Origin of the sequence: uncultured Methanobrevibacter sp. (assembly GCF_902771435.1) — an archaeon.
GTDB lineage: Archaea > Methanobacteriota > Methanobacteria > Methanobacteriales > Methanobacteriaceae > Methanocatella.
On sequence record NZ_CACXXB010000002.1, the window covers coordinates 63539 to 78388 of the forward strand.

Here is a 14850-nt window from a genome sequence, read left to right on the forward strand (position 1 = left end):
TTTTATTAATCAAGTTTTTATAATCTATAATTATGAAAACAATTGTCATTAATGCAAGTCCGAGAAAAACATGGAATACTGCCGAAATAATGCAGGCTGCCCAAAAGGGAGCGGAATCCGTCGGGGCTGAAACTGAATACTTCAATTTATATGATCTCGTTTTTAAGGGTTGCAGGAGCTGTCTTGTCTGCAAACTCAAAACAAAAACCAAAGGAAAATGCTACTGGAATGATGACTTGACTGATGTAATAGACAAGATACTAGCATCCGATTGCCTTTTGATAGGCTCGCCGATTTATTTCGGCCAGCCTACAAGTGAATTTCGAGCTTTAATAGAACGCCTGATATTCTGCATAATGTCTTATGATGACGGGTCAAGCTATTTTACAGGCAAGGTCAATGTCGGAATTTTCTACACGATGAACGCTCCACTTGAGTTTTATGAAAATTCCATGAAGGACAGCCTGGCCACTACCGAATATCTCTTTTCGTTTCTCAATGGGGAGATAGTAACATATCCGGTTTGTGATACAATTCAAATAAGCGATTATTCAAAATTCAATATGGCGGGATTTTCACAGGAGCTTAAGGAAAAACAATGGATACTGCAGTTTCCGAAAGACCTGGAAAAGGCATTTGAAATCGGAGCGGAGCTGTCAAAATGAAGACCGTTGTTATTAATGCAGATCCTAAAAGGAAAGGGATAAATGCACAGCTTGCAAAATCAGCCGTAAAAGGTGCTGAATCTGCAGGAAGTGATGTTAAATATGTTGATTTGTATAAATTGGATTTAAGCGGCTGCAGAATTTGCTTAATATGTAAGAATGATGATGAAGTCTGCAAATGCTATTGGAGGGATGAGCTTTCACCGCTTATTGAGGAGATTTTTGCTGCAGATTCTCTTATAATTGCTGCTCCAATTTTTTTCTCAAATCCGTCAAGTCATTATATGGCATTTCTTGAAAGGCTGATATACTGTATGGTTTCATATAGGACAGGCAATAAATTTAAGGGTAAAGTCAATGTGGGGCTTTTCTACACCATCAATTATCCCAGGGATTATTTTGAAAAGTCTGTCAGGCCTCATCTTAAGCAGTCTGAGGATTTGCTTAAAATGCTGAACGGTAATGTTGTCATTGATACATTTTCAAACATTTCCAAAAACGATTACGCAAGTAAGGATGCAGATTTGATTCAAGCAAAAGAAAAACAGTTATCTCTTGATTTGAAAAAGGTTCATGATATTGCCGGCGAATTGAGCCAATGATTCGGCCGTTATTTTTTTTGAATTTTTCACGTATACAAATTTTAAAAATGAATACATTTATATACTACCTCTTCACAATATAATAGTGTATACAAAAAACAATTTTGTAATACAAATTCTGAAGTGATAACATGTCAAACCAAAAAAGAACTAGAAAATTTGAATTCGGAAATGAAAGATTTGGGGGGTCATACACTCCGGGCGATTTTGAATTCAATTTCCCGAATGATATGTCCCGTGAAGAATTTGAAAGAATGTTTTCAAGAAGAATGAATGCCCTGCACAAAAGAGGCAATGACTTTGCTGAAGAATTCTTTGAAGGTGCTTCAAAGGCAAGAAAGGAAAACCTGAAGCCATTGAGCATCCGTGTAAAACCACACACCAAAGATTTTTTCAAAAACAATTCAATTCTCTCACCAAGGGAGGTGCTTGAAATGTATGAGAATTTCAACAACGGCTCAGAGGCATTCATCAACTCACTGATTGAAGATGAAAAGCAGCTTGAAAAGGAACTTGCGGAAGTCCAGGAAAAACTGCACAACGCCAAACTCTTCAAGGAAAAGCTGAGTGAAATGGAGCCGGAAATAGATGTCATGACCGATGAGGACAAACTGGCAAAATTACATGCATTATACGAAAAAACCAATATCAAAGCCATAGGCAATGAAACCTCTGTCGGAAAGGCTAAAAACGATATCATCCGCATGATTCAGATATACAATACCCAGGACGTCAGCGTTTGGGGAAACGACTATCTGCTTTTGACAGTATACACCAACGCCCAACCGGTATTGTTCTACTTTAAAAACGAATATAATACCAAAGATATTGAAGACATCATAAATCATGTCAATGAATATTGTGGTGACAACAATATCGGATTCAGATTGCTGGAAAACAGTAATCTTTAAAAAACTTTCGGAAGTGTGCATATGTGCACTTTCACACTTCCAAAATATTTATTTTTTCTCAAAACAGATTATTAACCGGGTTCGAATCCTTGGCTTGGTTAATAATTTTTTTAGTTTAAATTGGTGATGGCTTTTTAATGTATCTTTTTCGTTGGAACATTTTTTCTTATTAACCAGGCCTATTCTAAAATCATTGCAATTCCTTCAATGACTAAGACAATTCCAATGATAATCGCAATATATATTGGCTGGTTAAGAGCAAGTGCTCCAAGAGCTATAGCAAGAATACCCATTATCAGCACAAGCAATGATGTGAATTTGGAAAATCTTGTCATTAGTGATAATAAACCGGTTATTCCGAACACTATCATGATGAATCCGACAATATAGAATTGTAAACCTACAAGGAAGGATAATGCATCAATATAGAATATAAACAAGAATCCAAAGATAATGGCTATGATTCCAATGATTATGCTTGCAGTTGAATAGGTACTCATCTGATTTCTCATGTTGAATCCCATGTATGCTGATGAAATACCAAAGAACAGCAGGCTTAATCCGACTATTAGGGAAACCAGGCTAGCTGAAAACATTGGGAAAATAATGAAAATCAATCCCAATATGATGGAAAGTATTCCTGCACCTTTTTGTACGTCCATGATTCGCCTCCATAATTTTAATTAATTATTTATATAATCAAAATGTTATTTAAAAATATGGTAGAATTTGAAGAGATTATTAAAACAAGAAGAAGCATTCGTGAATACAGCGATGAACCGGTAAGCGATGAAGATATTCTAAAGATTCTAAAGGCCGCAATGCAGGCACCCGGATCAAGACTGGGTGCAGAGCCATGGGAATTTATCGTAATCAAAAACAGGGAAACTCTTGCAAAAATTGGTGAAATAAAACCTAGAGTTACCAATGCACCTGTAGCTATTTTACTGGTTGCAAACATTGAAAGGGCATTCTATAAAACCGTATGGCAACAGGATATGGGTGCCGCATGCGAAAACATGCTGCTGGAAGCTGTAAACCTGGGGTTAGGCGCCCTATGGAATGGGGTCGCACCGGATGAGGAAAGGATGACTAAAATTGGTGAAATCGTTGGAATCGATGACATTACAAATCTCAGGCCTTACTCAATTGTTACAATAGGATATCCTGCCGAAGGATGGGAAAACAAATTCATGGACAAATTTGACGAAGAAAGGATACACTATGAAAAATACTGAATACGACTTCATGACAGTCATTGAAAGAAGAAATACAAACTGCCTGAAATGGGATTTGTTTGATGACGATTTGCCGATGTGGGTTGCCGACATGGATTTCAGGGTGGCTCCGGCCATTGAAAATGCAATTGGACAAAGGGCAAACCATCCCATATACGGTTACACTCTTGTACCGGACGGTCTGTTTGAATCATATATCGGATGGTGGGAGAGAAGATATGGTCTTAAAATGCAAAGGGAGGACATGGCATATTCCATGGGAGTGATGCCGTCAATATCATCAATGATAAGATGTCTTACTGATGTCGGTGATGAAATTTTAATTCAGTCACCGGTATACCATGTATTCTTCTATGTCATTGAAGACAATAACAGAAAAGTCCTGGAAAATGAATTGATTTATGAAAACGGCGAATATAGGATAGACTTTGAGGATTTGGATGAGAAGCTCTCAAAGGTTAAGATGATGATACTGTGCAATCCTCACAATCCCGTAGGCAAAATCTGGTCTGAGGATGATCTGGACCGCATTGGAGAGCTGTGCAAAAAGCATAGTGTGGTTCTGATTTCCGATGAAATTCACTGTGACCTGACTGATCCCGGAGTTAAATACAATCCATTCAAGGCACAGGATAATGTCATCAGGTGTCTTTCCCCTTCAAAATCATTCAATATTGCAGGTTTTCAAAGCTCCATTGTACATGCAACAAATAGGGAGCTGCTTGAAAAAATCAAGGCCCAGATGCACATTGACAACTCGGATTCATGCAACGTATTTGCTACATCCGCAGTAATGGCCGCATATGACGAGTCTGAAGAATGGCTTGAAGAGCTTAGGGAAGTTTTATACGAAAATAAGCAGATTGTTAAAGAGTACCTTGAAAGCGAACTTCCGATAATTAAATTGGTTGAATGTGATGCAACATACCTGCTGTGGCTTGACTGTTCAGCCCTTGATGTTCCGTCAAAAGTGCTTTCAGGATTTCTGAGAACCAATCAGGGACTGTTTTTATCAGCAGGCATTGACTTTGGAAAAAATGGGGACAATTTCCTAAGGATGAATATAGCATGTCCTGAGAAATTGTTGCGTGATGGTTTGGGCAGGTTAAAGGCAGGAATAACCGCTTTAACCATAATCAAAAAATAATTTAGTTTTGTTCACTGTCAGTGAGCTATTGTTAATCTGTTGAATCAATGAACTGCTGAATCAGCCAGTCGGATATGCTGATGTCGGAGGCATATCTGATTATTTCATCTTTTTTGAACCATTTTGCCTTTAATATTTCATCGCCGTCCACTTTTATGTTGCCGGATTCATACTCTGCAGTAAATCCAAGCATCAGTGAGTTTGGAAACGGCCAGGATTGACTTCTTTGGTATTTCAGATTCCTGATTTTTATGCCTACCTCTTCCATGACCTCTCTGTGGACTGCTTCCTCTATTGATTCGCCGGGCTCTACGAATCCTGCTATCAGGGCATATCTGATATTGTCATGGTAGCTGTGTTTTGCCATAAGCAGCTGGTCATCATTTCTGATTGCCACAATAATTGCAGGGGCGATGCGCGGATAGTGCATCTGACCGCACTTAGGGCATATTAACATCATGTCCTTTTCATCTATTTGTGTCGGTGTTGCGCATCTTCCGCAGAACCTGTGTGATATATACCAGTCGTTTACAAGTACTGCCTTTCCGGCGATATGGTACATGTCATGGCTGAGTTCATAAACATCCATCAGATTATAAAATGACTTTTCACCATCAACATTAACGACAAACGCTTTTTTACCGTTATAATCTCCAATGTAGAGGCAGAAGTTAACGTTAAAATCATCCAGTGATTTTGCTAATTTTTGATCATTATCCAAGTATAATTCCCTGTTTTCATTAAAAACAAATAGTATATCGTCGCTATCGGGGGTAATGTTTTCACTAAAATCGATATGGTAGTTTTCATAGAGTGATTTTTCTATCATGTTATATTATATGTATTTTTTTTAACTTAAAATTTATATGAAATCAAATACTAAAATAATAATGGTGATATTTAATGGTATCTGAAAATATGGAAAAAGCTTTAAATGGTCAGTTAAATGCTGAAGTTTACTCAGGATATTTATATTTGTCCATGGCAGCTTACTTTGAAGATGAAGACTTAGCAGGATTTGCTAACTGGATGAGAGTACAAGCAGAAGAAGAATTGGAACATGGAATGAAATTCTATGACTATATCATAAGAAGAGGCGCTTCTGTAACTTTAACAGAAATTGAAGGTCCACAAACCGAATGGGACTCTCCTGTTGCAGCTTTCGAACATGTTCTTGAACATGAAAAAAAGGTATCAGGACTTATTAACGATTTGGTTAACCTTGCTATTGAAGAAAAAGACCATGCAACCAACAACTTCCTCCAATGGTTTGTTGAAGAACAAGTCGAAGAAGAGGAAAATGCAATGGAATTAGTTGCAAAAATAAAACTCGCTGACGGCGACAACAGATTGATTTACGAATTGAACAAAGAATTAGGTGCACGTTCACCTTCAGAAGACTAGATTTTATCTAGTCTCAACTTATTTTTTTTAGGTGTTTTCAATGAACTGTCCGGAAGGTCCAACCAGCAAAGCCCAGATAGATTCCACAGAATATGAATCAGAGCTTATAGGCGAGAATGAATTGGGTAGTGTACATATTCACGGTCCTTTTGGAGATGTTGAATCTGATGTAAAAATAGCTTATCTGATTGGAATGCATCCGCTTGAAAGCAAATCACACAGGGCGCTTTTTGAGAAATTAACATCCAAAGGGGATTTGAAATACTGCTATTATATCTACAACATCAATGTCAACGATAAGGAAAGCGAATCCGAAGGGAGAAATGAAGGCCAGCTTCTGGCTCAGGAATTTGTCCGTGATGATATTATCGATAAGGAATATAATCTGTTTTTGGATATTCACTCAAACCGTGGATCACACGGACCCGGTGACTATCAGATAACCAATTTTGTTTTCGCTCCGGGCTTTGATGAGAAATCCTCAAAATATATGAATGAAATCATTGAATCTGTAGATGGAGTTATTTATTATGCTCCCGAATTCAGATCAAGTCCTCCATTTATAACAGAACCGACTGCAAAGGCGGGAATTCCAACACTGGTCTATGAATGCTATTCATATGAGCCTATGGATTTGACATTAGCACTGGCATTAAAACTTATAAACTGTGTAGACAATTTAAATTTTAAATAGTTGTTGGATTAAATATAATTTCATGATGAGCACCAGAAAGCGACTATTCTATTTAATTATAATATTTCTGACATTTTTGGATATCCTATTTTTGGGGTATGTAGTTTTCTTTCCCGTTTCTTCAACGTTAAGATATAGTGTTGTCGCTTTTGATTTGATTGTATGTATTATCCTTTGGATTGAATTTATTTACAGCTACAGACATAGTAAAAGCAAAAAAAAGTACTTAAAGGATAATTCATTAAGTATTTTAGGGATGTTTCCTATAGATTTTATATTTTTAAGGGCATTGAGACTGGTAAAGCTTGTTCAGTTAATTAAATTATACGTATTAGCCCGTGAAACAACCGGAAACATTTCCAAGTTTTTAAAGCATACTCTTTTGGATAAGATTATTTTTATAGCTATTCTGTTTATTTTCATAGTTACAGTTTCAATTCGTTTGTTAGATCCGAACATCAATGATATTCCTACTGCAATATGGTTTATTGTCGTTTCCATGACAAGTACCGGTTACGGGGATATTGTTCCGGTTACACATTCCGGAAGACTCATAGGCATTATTGCAATGATTGGCGGAATCCTGATTTTTGCAACCATAACTGCCGCAATCTCCACAATATACATGTCTAAAATCTCCAGGTATCATCATGACGAACTGGAATCAAAAATTGATGATCTGACTGGTGAAGTTGAAAGACTTAACAGGAAAATAGACGAGTTAAAAAAAGAATAAAGGAAAAATAAAGTATGTTTTTCCTTAAAATGAATATATCAATGCTAAAACCAGCGGTATAATCAAAGTGAGATATACTGTTGCGGTTACAACATCTGTTTCTTTTAAATCTGCAATAATAGAATTAAAGTTCATGAGTTTATATTATCCAATCTACTATAAAATACTTTTTATTTTTTTTAAAGTTTAATTGATATAATATGAAAAGATTTATTATACTATATAAACAAAAATATTAAAGGTAAATATTATAACGGATGTGAAAAGATGATTATAAAAGCACCTTCAAGAATACATATGTCCCTTATTGACTTGAACGGGTCATATAGAAGAGTCGATGGTGGAATTGGTCTAGCATTGGCTGACCCACAATTTGTATTGGAAGTCGAGCAGATAGAAAGTGGAATCGAACTTGAATTTGCAGACACCGTTACAGATGAAGAGGCTATTTTAGAATGTAAGGAAAAAATTCCTGATGCGGCAAAAAGAACCATAGAACATTTTGACATTGATGCCGGTTTTAAATTTATTGTTCATGAAACCTACCCTCCACACTCAGGATTCGGTAGCGGAACCCAGATTGCAGTTTCAACAGCGCATCTGATAACTGAAACAATGGGAATAGAAATAGAAAGCCGTGAATTGAGTACAATTGTTGGAAGGGGAGGAACCTCCGGAATCGGAACATACACTCACGATTTAGGAGGATTTATCCTTGATGGAGGACACAGCAAAGAGGAAAAACCATTATTCCTGCCTTCCGGAGCATCCAAGGCAAAACCTGCAACACTTATTGCAAGATATGATTTCCCTGAAGAATGGAAGATTCTCATTGCCATTCCTGAAATCGAAAAGCATGTGGAAGGGGATGACGAAGTGGACGTATTCCAGACCTACTGTCCTATTCCAAAAGAGGAAGTTGAACAGGTATCTCACCTGATTTTAATGAATCTTGTTCCTTTCATGCTTGAAAAGGACATCAAAAACTTTGGCTGGGCTGTAAGCGAACTTCAAAAAGTTGGTTTCAACAAGCTTGAACACTCACTCGATTCAAGCTACCTGCCTGCAATGAAAGCCATTGAAGATGCAGGCGCATATGGTGTAGGTATTTCATCATTCGGTCCTGTACTCTACACAGTATTTGACGAATCAAATGACTTCATTGTAGAGAAAACCAAGGAAATCATTGGTGAAAACGGAACAGTCTTTGTAACCAAAGCACAAAATCATGGATTTGTTATTGAAAAATAACATTTCTATCTTCTTTTTTTATGAAAAACAATCCTAAGATATTATTGTACATTCTGATGTTGGCTACGCTGGGAATCAACACACCTCTCAGTATCGTAGGCATTATATCACAAATTTCAACATATTTCAACACTTCAATAGCTATTTCAGGATTGTATGTAAGCTCATTCACATTCACAATAGCGATATGCGGTCTGTTCGTTCCCGCCTTATTTTCAAAATTTGAGAGAAAAACAACGTTCGTATCCATACTGGCGGTATTTGCAGTTTCAAATCTGGTCATCGTATTTTCCACGAATTTATATGTGTCATTGATATTCAGGATTCTCTCTGCGGTGTTTTATCCTGGATTCATCTCAATTGCCCTGACATTCTGTGAGGAAATCGCACCTGAAGGCGAAAAGCAGGACTACATTACTAAAATATTGCTTGGAATATCGGTCGGAAGCATTGTTGGTCTTCCCATAACTACCGGTCTTGGAACAATATTCGGATATCAGGCGGCAATGTTTTGGATATTTGCAATAAACTTTTTGGCATTGATTCTGATTCTGGCATTCTTCCCAAGATGTCCTGGAAAATCAAAGACCTTTGAACTTCCGGTATCTTCTCTAAAATCAAGGGAATTCATTTTGGCGTCATTGGGCATAGTCATGATGCCTATTGGAGCAAGCATTGTCTACAATTACATGCCTTATTTCCTCCAGACTGTAAGCCATATCTACACCTACAAATTAAGCATTCTCCTTTTCATATATGGGATCGTTTCTATTGGTGGAACATGGCTTGGCGGAAAGCTGATAGTCTACAGGGACAAGGCTACTCTGATTATTTTTCAGATTGTATGCGGTTTGGTTTTTGCGCTGTTCTATATTTTTGCAGATTATCTGATTCCTGTTTTAATCCTGTTTATGATATTCGGTATTCTGGATGGAATGGGATATAATCTGATTCAGTATATCGAAACATCGGTATTGCCGGATGATCCTGAAATTGCAAACGGGGTATTTTTAAGTATTTTAAATGGTGGAATAGCCATAGGCATTGCAATAGGTGGGTTTTTGGTTAATGATTTTGGTGTGATGTCAATATTTGTAGGTGGCCTTGCATTTTTAATATTGGCATTTGTAATGATTTTCTATTGCATATACGTTTTGAAAATTAGCTTGAAATATAGTTGAGAAGTTGGAAAAAATCCAACTTCTGTATTGAGGTGTTTAAATTTCAAATCCGCCGTCTGCTTTGATGATTTGGCCGTCAATGAATGAAGAGTCGTCGCTTGCTAAAAAAAGAGCAAGATTTGCGATGTCTTCAGGTTGGCCGCATCTTTTAACAGGGCATTGGTCAATCATTTGCTGAAGTGCTGCAGGTCCGCCGATGCTGTCTACCATTGCGGTGTGGATAAGTCCAGGTGCAATACCGTTACATCTGATTTCAGGACCTAATTCCCATGCCATGGATCTGGTTAATCCCATCATTGCATGTTTACTGTCAACATATGCTGCAAATCCGTGGTGCGCTCCAAAGGATGCTACAGAACAGGTGTTGACAATTGTTCCTTTTCCTTTTTCTTTCATTACAGGTGCAACGAGTTGTGTTAAGAGTAATGCTGATGTGACATTAACGTTAAACACTTTTGTCCATTCTTCGATACTTACATCCATTAACGGGGACATTGAGAGTACTCCTGCATTGTTGAACAGTACGTCAATGGTTCCGTATTCTTCCATAGTTGCTTCAAATACTTTAGGAACTTCATCAAGGTTTGCCATGTCGACAATTACGTAGATTGCTTCGCCGCCTTCTGCTTTAATGTCGTCCACTACGGCTTTTGCTCTTTCTTCATTTCTTCCAGTTACAACAACTTTTGCTCCTTCTGCTGCAAATAGTTTTGCAGAATCTCTACCCATACCGGAGGTTGCTCCGGTTACGATTGCTACTTTACCTTCTAGTTTTCCCATTTTATCACCATTTTAACATCATAGTAGTTCATGATGTCTTGATTTCATTTTATCTTAAACACTATTTAAATATTGACTAAAAATGCTGGTTTTTGTTGAAAAATTTAAAAAAATAAATTGAATATTCTGAATATTTTTAAATCTATTAATTAGATGTTTGTCAAATATTTCTGAGATTTGCTGTCATTTCAAGTAAATGTGCAAGCCAACAATTGTACCTGAATACATATTTTTTGAAGAAAAACTAAAAAGGAGTGTAAGCAAATTTTGGTGTTTAGTCTGAATTAAAAATATTAAAAAAAGAATAAAAAAGGAAGTTATAGGTTATAGACTTCATCAGACGAAACGATAACTATATCATTTTCTTTTAATGCCTCTGTAAGTTCATCGAGTTTATCTGCATGAAGCAATAGTATAGCTTTTCCTTTCTTTTCATGTGTAAATGCGTAAAGATATTCCAAATCGATTTTATTGTCTTTAATAACTTTTAAAACAGATGTCAGGCCGCCTGGCGCATCATTCATCTCAACGCCGATAATGTCGGTAATTTTAACAAGGAAATTTTGCTCTTCCAAAGCTTCCTTTCCCTTTTCAGGATTGTCAACAACAAGTCTTAAAATTCCAAATTCGGAAGTGTCCGCCATGCACATTGCCCTGATATTGACGTCTGCATCTGACAGCACTTCAAGAGGTTTGGATAAACTGCCCATTCTGTTCTGTAAAAAGATGGATAACTGTTTGATTTTCATGTTTATCACCTAATGTAAATTCCTCTCATCTATTACTCTTTTGGCTTTTCCTTCAAACCTAGGCAGGGTTTTAGGTTCAACCAGTGTTACTTTTACGCGGATTCCAGTTTCATTTTCGATTGATTTGCCGATTCTTTCCTGAATGGCCATCATTTCTTTAACGCCATCAAAGAAAATGTCTTTTGATGCTTCCACCTTGACTTCGATTTCATCTAAAGTTTCAGGTCTTGTAACTATAATTAAATAATGAGGCTCTACATCACCAACCTTAAGCAATGCCTTTTCGATTTGTGATGGGAAAATAGCTACTCCTTTGACCTTAATCATATCGTCGGATCTGCCGGTAATTCTGCTCATTCTTGCATGTGTGCATCCACAGCTGCATTTTTCATAGGTAAGCTTGGTTAAATCTTTTGTTCTGAATCTGATGACTGGCATTCCTTCTCTTTCAAGATTGGTCAGCACTAATTCTCCAGGTTTGTTTGCACCTAATGTTTTACCGGTATTAGGGTCAATAATTTCCGGATAGTAGATGTCTTCTGCTATATGCAAACCTTGCTGAGCTTCACACTCAATACCTACGCCGGGACCCATAAGCTCTGTTAGACCGTAAATGTTGTATGCTTTGCATCCAAAGATTTCCTCTACTCTTTGCCTTATCTCTTCGGTCCATCCTTCAGCTCCAAATCCAATGGCTTTAATTCCCAATTCTTTTGGATCAATTCCGTCTTCAAGGGCAACTTCCCCTAAATGAATTCCGTAGGATGGTGTAAAGATTAATCCGGTAGCTCCGAAGTCTTTCATGATTTCAATTTGTCTTCTTGTCTGTCCGGTTGATATTGGAATTATTGCCGCTCCGACTTTATGGCATCCGTAGTGGACTCCAAATCCTCCGGTAAACATTCCGTAACCGTGTGTATTTTGAAGGATGTCATCTTCACCAATTCCCATTCTGGTAAGACCACGTGCAATTGTCTCTGCCCAGGTGTCCAGGTCTTTTTCGGTATATCCTGATACAACTGGTTTACCTGTGGTACCTGATGATGAGTGCAGTTCCTTAATCTCTTTGATATCCACTGCAAACAGTCCAAAAGGATAACTTTCTCTTAAGTCATCTTTTGTGATGAATGGAAGTTTTTCGATGTCTTTTAAAGTTTCAATATCTTCAGGAAATACTTCAGCTTCTGTATATCTTTTATTGTAGTATGGAATTTTATCAAAAGCTCGTTTAACAGTGGCCTGAAGTTTCTTCAATTGTAATTCTTCAAGGTCTTCCCTTGGCATTGTCTCAATTTCTTCATTCCAAAACATTTTTTGCCTCATTAATTTTAATGTTTTTATATATAATTTCCATTCACTATAAAATTTTCTTTTGATTAAACGTAAAGTGTCAATCTTTTTAACCATGAATATTAAATATAATATTGATGTTAGTCTAGGTTCTTATCGACATCTTAAAAAATTTATATACTTTATTAGAGTAATATTAAATTGTAAATTTATAAGTTTAATTTGAACGGGGAAATTGATATGGATATGATGAGTGTATTGTGGCAGGTAGGTATTTTTGCATCCGTGCTTGTATTCGGAATAAAGATAGGACTTGCATCAGGTTTGGCAAATCTGTCAAAAAAACTGTTTGCAGTAATTTGTATTTTATATGGCGGTGGAGTTGTTATAATATCAGCTATTGCATCGTTATATGCTGACCAGCTGATTCAGGCCATTTACGGTTATAATTCCATTTTTTATATCATTATGGCTTTAATCATGATTGTTGCCGGACTCTTTACCATAAGGGAATGGAAAATACACGATAAGAATACGTCTACTGCGACCTCCCTGGCAATCATTGCTCCCTGTCCATGCTGTTTCGGTTCAATTATCGCAAGTGTTTTGATTGTTGCACCAACAATCGGTGTCAGTTCACTTAATCTGAGTTGGTATGCTGCCGCCGCATTGGTTGGAGTGATGGTCGTTACATATTTAGCATCAAATACTATTATCAGATTTACTACAAAACCGTATCCTGTTATCCTGGGAAATTTCATGCTTTTGCTTGGAGCTTATTTCCTGCTTTCAGCTATTGTGATTCCGAATATTGCAGGTGCCATGAGCAAGACCATGAGTCCGATATCACTGGGTTCCCCTCAGGACATACTGATGATAATTTTAGCATTTGCAATCCTAATCGTTGGGGGTATGGTTTTAACTAAACGAGGTAAAAATATTCTAGAATAAAATTTAGGTGAAAAAATATGGCTTTAAATATTCCTGGTGGAGAATTTTTAACCGGCTCTCTTGATGTCATATCACAAAGCTTAACAATTCCTGTACTTGTAATCCTACTTGTAATTGTTATAATATCCATTATTTCATTGGGAGGAGTAATAGCCGAGTATACTTCAAGGAAAAAGGTTCCAATCGGAACAATCAGAGATTTGATTTATGACATTAACAATGCAAGTTCAGTCGATGAGTTGAAAAACGTCATTGCAAATGCCAAAATACCGAAAGCCCAAAAGAAAGCTCTCACTGAAATTGCAAATTCCGAATCCTTAGGAAAGGATTCACGTGAAGCGTTGGCACGTAAATTGTTCGAATTTGAAGAAGAAAAAACCATGAATAATTTACAGAAGACAGATATAATTACACGTATCGGACCGACTCTCGGGCTGATGGGTACACTCATTCCGATGGGTCCGGGTTTGGCCGCATTGGGTGCGGGAGACATCAACACTCTTGCAAGCTCCCTGACAGTTGCGTTCAACACCACAATTGTAGGTATCGGTTCCGGTGCATTGTGTTACGTTATCGGAAAGATAAGGTCAGGATGGTACGACAGATACCTGTCTGATTTGGACGCTTTGATTGATGCAGTTCTTGATTACATGAATAGACAGTGATTATATGGTAAGAAAACAGGGAAGACGCAGATCCAGACGTGTGGAAGAAGATCCGATGGCAGGTACATCCAATCTAGTGGATGCAATGCTGGTTATTGCTGTTGGATTTTTGGTTTTTGTTATCATAAGCTGGAACATGCAGGCAATGATTGACCCAAATCAAAACATCCAGGAACAGATGCAGCAGAAGACAACTACCGAAGTCGATCAGGGCCAACAGCTGAACGAAACCCCTGACACTTCAAACAGCTCAGGCCAGGGTTATACCGAGATGGGTAAGGTTTATAAGGACCCTGCTACGGGCAAGCTGATTATGGTGGAGGGCTAAGCCTTTCACGTCAAACTTTTTTTACTATTTTTTTATAACTTTTCTGTAATCCTTATATGTTTTAAAAGATAAACATAGTATTTACCTATATTTTATGGCAAGGAAAAATCTTTACAGGGTATTCAATTTGCTTTAAATTTATCCAAGAAATTATATTTGCTTCTGTTTGCAATTTTAAGGTTTATATTTAATATCATGATTGACAGGTAAAATAAACACGTTTATCATGAGGAATAAATGTGCATTTCAGAATTTTCA

At 37.2% G+C, this 14850-nt stretch carries 18 protein-coding genes; 13 read left to right on the forward strand and 5 right to left on the reverse strand.

The genetic code is table 11. The annotated features are described in order from the left end of the window. Window positions 1–32: 32 nt before the first annotated feature. The 3 genes from QZU83_RS00840 to QZU83_RS00850 all read left to right on the forward strand — a co-directional run bounded on the left by QZU83_RS00840 (window position 33) and on the right by QZU83_RS00850 (window position 2178). Window positions 33–665: a flavodoxin family protein gene (locus QZU83_RS00840; protein WP_295609062.1), complete on the forward strand. Its 633-nt coding sequence runs from the start codon at window positions 33–35 to the stop codon at window positions 663–665. After that, window positions 662–1267, forward strand: a complete 606-nt coding sequence (locus QZU83_RS00845) for a flavodoxin family protein (RefSeq protein ID WP_295609063.1) — start codon at window positions 662–664, stop codon at window positions 1265–1267. Before QZU83_RS00840 ends, QZU83_RS00845 begins: the two co-directional genes overlap by 4 nt. Before the next feature lie 131 nt (window positions 1268–1398). After that, window positions 1399–2178 (forward strand): hypothetical protein, encoded by a 780-nt coding sequence (locus QZU83_RS00850; RefSeq protein ID WP_295609064.1) that lies wholly within the window; start codon window positions 1399–1401, stop codon window positions 2176–2178. Window positions 2179–2357: 179 nt separating this feature from the next. Here QZU83_RS00850 and QZU83_RS00855 read toward each other — a convergent pair whose 3' ends face one another. Then, on the reverse strand, window positions 2358–2840 hold the full coding sequence (locus QZU83_RS00855) for a DUF308 domain-containing protein (RefSeq protein ID WP_295609065.1): 483 nt from the start codon (window positions 2838–2840) through the stop codon (window positions 2358–2360). 57 nt (window positions 2841–2897) lie between these two features. Between QZU83_RS00855 and QZU83_RS00860 the strand changes: the two genes are divergently transcribed. Further along, window positions 2898–3416 (forward strand): nitroreductase family protein, encoded by a 519-nt coding sequence (locus QZU83_RS00860; RefSeq protein ID WP_295609066.1) that lies wholly within the window; start codon window positions 2898–2900, stop codon window positions 3414–3416. Beyond that, entirely contained in the window at window positions 3403–4563 is a 1161-nt protein-coding gene (locus QZU83_RS00865; protein ID WP_295609067.1) for a MalY/PatB family protein, read from the forward strand. Before QZU83_RS00860 ends, QZU83_RS00865 begins: the two co-directional genes overlap by 14 nt. 31 nt (window positions 4564–4594) lie before the next feature. Here QZU83_RS00865 and nudC read toward each other — a convergent pair whose 3' ends face one another. Beyond that, on the reverse strand, window positions 4595–5392 hold the full coding sequence (gene nudC, locus QZU83_RS00870; RefSeq protein WP_295609068.1) for an NAD(+) diphosphatase: 798 nt from the start codon (window positions 5390–5392) through the stop codon (window positions 4595–4597). Window positions 5393–5466: 74 nt separating this feature from the next. Here nudC and QZU83_RS00875 point away from each other — a divergent pair, with 74 nt between their 5' ends. The 5 genes from QZU83_RS00875 (at window position 5467) to QZU83_RS00895 (ending at window position 9829) form a co-directional block, all read left to right on the forward strand. Further along, the gene (locus QZU83_RS00875) at window positions 5467–5967 is read left to right on the forward strand and encodes a ferritin (protein WP_295609069.1); all 501 of its coding nucleotides are present in this window, start codon (window positions 5467–5469) and stop codon (window positions 5965–5967) included. Window positions 5968–6007: 40 nt separating this feature from the next. Further along, window positions 6008–6661 (forward strand): adhesin, encoded by a 654-nt coding sequence (locus QZU83_RS00880; protein WP_295609070.1) that lies wholly within the window; start codon window positions 6008–6010, stop codon window positions 6659–6661. A gap of 25 nt (window positions 6662–6686) precedes the next feature. Beyond that, the gene (locus QZU83_RS00885; RefSeq protein ID WP_295609100.1) at window positions 6687–7397 is read left to right on the forward strand and encodes an ion channel; all 711 of its coding nucleotides are present in this window, start codon (window positions 6687–6689) and stop codon (window positions 7395–7397) included. A gap of 267 nt (window positions 7398–7664) precedes the next feature. Beyond that, entirely contained in the window at window positions 7665–8648 is a 984-nt protein-coding gene (locus QZU83_RS00890; protein ID WP_295609071.1) for a beta-ribofuranosylaminobenzene 5'-phosphate synthase, read from the forward strand. Between the two features lie 20 nt (window positions 8649–8668). Beyond that, window positions 8669–9829: an MFS transporter gene (locus tag QZU83_RS00895; RefSeq protein WP_295609072.1), complete on the forward strand. Its 1161-nt coding sequence runs from the start codon at window positions 8669–8671 to the stop codon at window positions 9827–9829. Window positions 9830–9865: 36 nt separating this feature from the next. Here QZU83_RS00895 and QZU83_RS00900 read toward each other — a convergent pair whose 3' ends face one another. The 3 genes from QZU83_RS00900 to QZU83_RS00910 form a co-directional block, all read right to left on the reverse strand. Beyond that, window positions 9866–10609: an SDR family NAD(P)-dependent oxidoreductase gene (locus tag QZU83_RS00900; RefSeq protein WP_295609073.1), complete on the reverse strand. Its 744-nt coding sequence runs from the start codon at window positions 10607–10609 to the stop codon at window positions 9866–9868. A gap of 317 nt (window positions 10610–10926) precedes the next feature. Beyond that, window positions 10927–11367 carry an acetolactate synthase gene (locus QZU83_RS00905; protein ID WP_295609074.1) on the reverse strand — a complete coding sequence of 147 codons (441 nt, stop codon included), beginning with the start codon at window positions 11365–11367 and terminating at the stop codon, window positions 10927–10929. Beyond that, the gene (locus QZU83_RS00910) at window positions 11368–12669 is read right to left on the reverse strand and encodes a phenylacetate--CoA ligase family protein (RefSeq protein ID WP_295609075.1); all 1302 of its coding nucleotides are present in this window, start codon (window positions 12667–12669) and stop codon (window positions 11368–11370) included. A gap of 219 nt (window positions 12670–12888) precedes the next feature. On the opposite strand from QZU83_RS00910, the gene QZU83_RS00915 reads away from it, so the two are divergent. Genes QZU83_RS00915 through QZU83_RS00925 form a run of 3 tightly spaced genes read left to right on the forward strand, consistent with a single transcriptional unit; the run spans window position 12889 to window position 14592 of the window. Beyond that, complete coding sequence (locus QZU83_RS00915; protein WP_295609076.1) at window positions 12889–13599, forward strand: DUF2162 domain-containing protein; 711 nt, start codon at window positions 12889–12891, stop codon at window positions 13597–13599. A gap of 17 nt (window positions 13600–13616) precedes the next feature. Then, window positions 13617–14264 carry a MotA/TolQ/ExbB proton channel family protein gene (locus QZU83_RS00920; RefSeq protein ID WP_295609077.1) on the forward strand — a complete coding sequence of 216 codons (648 nt, stop codon included), beginning with the start codon at window positions 13617–13619 and terminating at the stop codon, window positions 14262–14264. 4 nt (window positions 14265–14268) lie between these two features. After that, on the forward strand, window positions 14269–14592 hold the full coding sequence (locus QZU83_RS00925; RefSeq protein ID WP_295609078.1) for a DUF2149 domain-containing protein: 324 nt from the start codon (window positions 14269–14271) through the stop codon (window positions 14590–14592). Window positions 14593–14850: the final 258 nt, after the last annotated feature.